Source organism: Neisseria sp. P0001.S005, from assembly GCF_051963715.1.
Genome location: NZ_JBQCTZ010000261.1, coordinates 1 through 4,162, shown reverse-complemented (window position 1 = coordinate 4,162; position 4,162 = coordinate 1). Strand labels below are relative to the sequence as shown.

4 protein-coding genes are annotated in these 4,162 nt (G+C 53.1%); 1 reads left to right on the top strand and 3 read right to left on the bottom strand.

Annotated elements, in window-relative coordinates:
* Window positions 1-572: DsbC family protein (locus ACTHSP_RS18435; protein ID WP_440346628.1), on the bottom strand; the 572-nt coding region annotated here is incomplete at its 3' end.
* 135 nt (window positions 573-707) lie between these two features.
* On the opposite strand from ACTHSP_RS18435, the gene ACTHSP_RS18430 reads away from it, so the two are divergent.
* Window positions 708-2,897 (top strand): primosomal protein N', encoded by a 2,190-nt coding sequence (locus tag ACTHSP_RS18430; RefSeq protein ID WP_440346627.1) that lies wholly within the window; start codon window positions 708-710, stop codon window positions 2,895-2,897.
* A gap of 80 nt (window positions 2,898-2,977) precedes the next feature.
* On the opposite strand, the gene ACTHSP_RS18425 is transcribed toward ACTHSP_RS18430, so the two are convergent.
* Window positions 2,978-3,652, bottom strand: a complete 675-nt coding sequence (locus ACTHSP_RS18425; RefSeq protein WP_049351113.1) for a hypothetical protein — start codon at window positions 3,650-3,652, stop codon at window positions 2,978-2,980.
* Window positions 3,653-3,985: 333 nt separating this feature from the next.
* Window positions 3,986-4,162: iron-sulfur cluster assembly accessory protein (locus ACTHSP_RS18420; protein ID WP_440346629.1), on the bottom strand; the 177-nt coding region annotated here is incomplete at its 5' end.

Genomic DNA, 4,162 nt, shown 5'->3' with positions numbered 1-4,162 from the left:
CACAACAGCTCGGCTTTGCGCGCGGCATCAGGGTGCAGGCTTGGAATCGGCATCATGAAGGTATAAATCGTGATGTCAGTCATTTTTTCAAACTCATGTTCCAAGCGTTTGCAGTACGGGCAGTCCGGATCGGAGAAAACAGCGACTTTCAGTTTGCCGTTGCCGCGTACTTCTTTGATGGCTTTGTCCAAAGGCAGGGAAGCAAAGTCGATTTTGTTCAAATCGGCGGCGCGTTCTTCAGTCATGCTTTGGCGCGTGTTGACGTTGATGAGGTCGCCAACAAGCATATAGTCGCCTTTGGCATCGGTATAGATGATTTGTTTGCCGCTGACGACAACTTCGTAAATACCTTTAATCGGTGTTTCATTGACGCTCAAAACTTTCAAATCTTGGGCGGCATAGACTTTTTCCAGACGCGCTTTCAAAGAAGCGGCAACGGATTTGTCGGCAGGCGCTTCCGCTTTGGCAGCCGGAGCAGGCGCCGCGTTGGCGTTGGATACGGCAGGTTGACCGCATGCCAACAAAGGAAGGACGGCAAATGGCGTTAAGATTTTGATTAACTTGGTTTTCATACGAGAGACTTGCGTGTGTTGAAAGTAAGGCATTGTATCAAACCTCTGTCATGTCTGCATTGTACTCAGGCTCAAATTATCGTCTGAAAATAGCTTTCGGCTGTTAAAATACGAAAAAATAATTTGATTGTTTGTATGTTCTATCACCGTATCGCCGTAAACGTGCCGCTTTCAGACGGCCTTTTGACTTATTCCCATTCCGAGCCGCTGCCGCAGGGAACGCGGGTGCTTGTGCCTTTCCGCAATAAGACTGTGGTCGGGATTGTGTGGGAAACGGATATTGCGCCGGATATGGATGCGGCGCGGATTTTGGGCGTTCAGACGACCTTTATGGAAGAAAAGCCGTTGCCTCAAAGCTGGTGTGATTTGTTGGCATTTACGTCGCGTTATTACCACTATCCGACCGGGCAGGCGGTGTTTGCCGCGCTGCCGCAGGGTTTGAAGGAAACGCGCGCGGTGGAAATGCCGCAGCCGCCGTTGTTTTACGCGCTGAACGAACAGGGCAGGGCGCAAACGCCGCCGCCGGCGCGGTTCAACAAAAAAGCGGCTTTGTGGGATGCGCTGCTGTTGGGCGGGATGACGATGGCGGCGTTGAAGCAGGTGAACGCGCAGGCGGCGAGATTAATCGAAGATTGGGCGGAACAGGGCTGGATTGAAACGACGGAAGCGGCGAAACCTGTTTTAAGGTCGTACCACGGGCAGGCTTCGCACTCTGAATTTGTATTAAACGCCGACCAGCAGAAGGCTTCCGATGAAATTCAGACGGCCTTCGGCAGCTTCCAGCCGTTTCTGCTGTACGGCATCACCGGCAGCGGCAAGACCGAGGTGTATTTTGATGCGATGGCGAAAGTATTGGCGCAGGGGCGGCAGGTGTTGTTTCTGTTGCCCGAAATCAACCTCACGCCGCAGCTTTTGGAGCGGGTGGAAAACCGTTTTGCCGACGTGCCGACCGCCGTGTTGCACAGCCAGATGGCGGCAGGCAGGCGCACGCAGGATTATTTGCGTGCCATGTTGGGGCAGGCAAAGCTGGTGATCGGCACGCGGCTGGCGGTGTTCACGCCTTTGCCTGATGTCGGGCTGATTGTGGTCGATGAGGAACACGACGGCTCGTTCAAACAGGACAACGAATTGCGCTACCACGCCCGCGATTTGGCGGTGTGGCGGGCGAAGCAGAGCGGCTGCCCCGTCGTATTGGGCAGCGCCACGCCCAGCTTGGAGAGCTGGCACAAGGCGCAAAGCGGCGCGTACCGCCTGCTGCAACTGACCGAGCGCGCCCATGCCGCCGCGCAACTGCCGCAAGTGGACATCCTCAACGTAGGTCGTCTGAAACTCGACAACGGCTTCTCGCCGCAAGCCTTGCAGCTTTTGAAGCAGAACTTTGAAGCAGGCGGCATGTCGCTGGTGTACCTCAACCGGCGCGGCTTCGCGCCCGCGCTGTTTTGCGGCGACTGCGGCCATACCTTCGGCTGCCCGAACTGCTCCGCCAAAATGGTATTGCACCAACGCGCCCGCCAACTGCGCTGCCACCACTGCGACCACCGCGAACCCATCCCGTTCAAATGCCCCGACTGCGGCAACCAAGACCTGACCGCCGTCGGACACGGCACGCAGCGCGTCGAAGAAACCCTGCGCGCCTTCCTGCCCAAGGCCGCCGTCGTCCGCGTCGACAGGGACAGCACGGCGCACAAAAACGACTGGGCAGATTTGTACCGCCGCATCGCCGAAAACGAAATCGACATTTTGGTCGGCACGCAGATGCTCGCCAAAGGCCATGATTTCGCGCGACTCAACCTTGTTATCGTGTTGAACGCCGACGGCAGCCTGTACAGCGCGGACTTTCGCGCGCCGGAAAGGCTGTTTGCCGAGCTGATGCAGGTATCCGGCAGGGCGGGGCGCGCCGACAAACCCGGCAAGGTGTTGATACAGACCCAACTGCCCGAACATCCCGTCTTCGCCGCCGTCAAAGCGCAGGACTACGCCATGTTTGCCGAAAACGAATTGAACGAGCGGCAAATGTTCGCCATGCCGCCCTTCGGTTTTCAAACCGCCATTCGCGCCGACGCGCCGCGTGTTGCCGATGCGATGGAATTTCTCAACGCCGCCAAAGAAACTCTCGCCCCGCTTTTGCCCGAAAGCGTCTCCCAGTTCGGCGCCGCCCCCATGCTGATGGTGCGCCTCGCCGAACGCGAACGCGCGCAAATCTTCCTCGAGTCGATATCCCGACAGGATTTGCACCGCGCCGTGAGTTTGTGGGTGCAGGTGTTGCAGCAAAACCGCGACGGCAAAATCAGATGGTCGGTGGATGTTGATGTGCAAGAGGCTTGATTGAAATGGTTCAATCAATAAGGAAATAAAAGGCCGTCTGAAAATCTGTTTTTCAGACGGCCTTAAGTTTTGAAATCAGTTTAGAAGAATTTTGCAGCGATATAGCCGAGTGCAAGCAGGCTCAAAACGGCGAATACGATAGCCATTGTAAGCAGAAACCGTGTTTTCTTCCTCGCTGCAAGTGCGGCCAGCTCAGGATTTTGGCCTAACTCTTTGCGTAATTGGGATTCCAATTCGGCACGGATTTTTTTGCGCAGTTTTTTCTCTTCCTGCTCACGTTCATATTTGAGCTTGTGGGCAATTTCGGTTTGTTTTTTATGCTCGAAAGAGATTCTTTCCTGCCATTCAATGCGCTTGCGCTGGATGGCAAGCTCATTTTTTTCTGTCAAATCAAAGTGGCAGGTTTTACATTCCTGTGAATCTAGTTCGTCAATAATCGTCATGCAGACGGGGCATTGGATAGGGTCGGGAGTGTTGACTGCCAATACAGCTTTTTCTTCAACCGCTTCCAATTCCATAGCCTGACGGACGATCACGTCCAAACCCAAATAGCCGAAGTAATGCTGCGCATTTTCTCGCTCGTCTTGGGTGCATTTCTCGGCCACAATGGCTTGCGGACGCTCGGCCAAGGCTTGAATCAGGCTCTCAACTTCGTTTTCGGGCAGGTTTTCATACAGGCAGGCATGGATGCGCTCCCTATCCGTGTTTGGCGGATAGGAAACGTATACGTCGAAAAATTTTTCTTGTTTGCTCATTGATATCCCATGAGTATTTCGACTGCGTCAACCAAATAGGTTTGGCCTAAGGTTTTGTTATTGTGTTTGAGCTGTCTTGGCTTATGATACGAGCCAGAACAGAGGCTGCAGTCTCAGGCAGACCAAGTACGGTTTGCCTTTGTGTCGTTAATCGGCTGGACAATAATTTTTTATTTATATGGAAATATGCATGTCCAATGTTATGTCTATCGTAGAGTAAATATTCACGCCCGATATTATTATAAGGTAAATATAAAATTGTTTAAAATAAATTCACACAAAAGGCCGTCTGAAGATACAGATGGCCTGTTTTTTGTGGCAAAAACGGATTGTTTATACGGAGAAGGATGAGCCGCAACCGCAAGTTGTCTCTGCATTTGGATTGCGGATGACGAATTGAGAACCTTGCAGGCTTTCGGTGTAGTCGATTTCTGCACCAACCAGATATTGGTAGCTCATCGGGTCAACCAAGAACGTCAGGCCGTTTTTCTGGATTTCAAAATCGTCGTC

What these genes read in the sequence shown, in the direction of transcription:
- ACTHSP_RS18425 (WP_049351113.1), bottom strand. Translation starts at nt 3,652, where the DNA reads ATGAGCAAACAAGAAAAATTTTTCGACGTATACGTTTCCTATCCGCCA.
- ACTHSP_RS18430 (WP_440346627.1), top strand. Translation starts at nt 708, where the DNA reads ATGTTCTATCACCGTATCGCCGTAAACGTGCCGCTTTCAGACGGCCTT.